A 1,013-nucleotide genomic window follows, 5' to 3' on the forward strand; every position below is an offset into this window, starting at 1 on the left:
ATAAATGCTGGAGGAAGAAGTCCCTCGCTAACCTGCTTGATATTTCAAAACCTTTAGTATAAGCGTCAAAATGACCACCTTTAAGAATCTCTAATTCCTTAGGCATTAATGCCATATTGAAAGCTTCTAAGGCTAAATCGGTAGGAGTTAAAATATCGCTCTCAGCTACTATCATAAGTATTGGCTTAGGACTGACTTGCTTAACATAGGTTATAGGCTCATACATTGACAAATATTCTACGCTTCTTAAAGTTACCTCATTTCTCCAGTTTGGAGCTCTCTTCTTTGCAGTTTCTGTAAACCATTCATAGGAATCTGGAGTAGGCAAAGCACAAGTTTCAGGAGGACTTTTGCACACTACTGGAATAGTTAGTGGTTTTTCACCCTTTATTCTCCTCTCATAATCCTCAGCAAACATTCTCCTCAATTCCGGAATCATATCAGATCTTACCAGTCTCTTAAGATTTTCAGAACCACTCACCAATGGAACTTGGGAAACTATAGCCTTAACTCTACTATCAAACGCACCTACAGTTATGACATGACCTCCCGAATAGCTAGTCCCCCAAATACCAATCCTCTCTGGGTCAACTTCACTTCTTTGCTTTACGTAAGATATTGCATATCGATAATCCATTACTTGATCCCATGGATTTATCTCCTGCCTTGGCTCACCCTCACTTTCACCAAAATTTCTATTATCATAAACTAACACTACAAAACCTGCTGTTGCAAAAACTTCCGCAAAACTATCTAAATACATTTCTTTTACTGCTGAAAACCCGTGAGACATGGCTATTGCCGGTGACTTTTTATCACTATCTGGTAAATACAGCCAACCCCTTAACTTAATACCACCTTCAGTAAGGAATTCCACGTTTTGTCTCTTAAACGTAAATTCAGCTTTAGACATAATTATCATTTATTTTATCTTGTATTTAAGCTTATCTACCATAATAAATAAGTTCGCATAATTATCATTTTTGTCTACTCAAATTCATTACTAATTTAAG

General features: G+C 36.7%; 1 protein-coding gene. It reads right to left on the reverse strand.

Annotated elements, in window-relative coordinates; translation table 11 throughout:
• A partial coding sequence (locus tag DMP16_RS10190; RefSeq protein ID WP_143577217.1) for an alpha/beta hydrolase occupies positions 1 to 916 on the reverse strand: 916 nt, incomplete at its 3' end.
• Between the last annotated feature and the right edge of the window lie 97 nt (positions 917 to 1,013).

The organism is Sulfolobus sp. B1 (assembly GCF_007050195.1).
GTDB lineage: Archaea > Thermoproteota > Thermoprotei_A > Sulfolobales > Sulfolobaceae > Saccharolobus.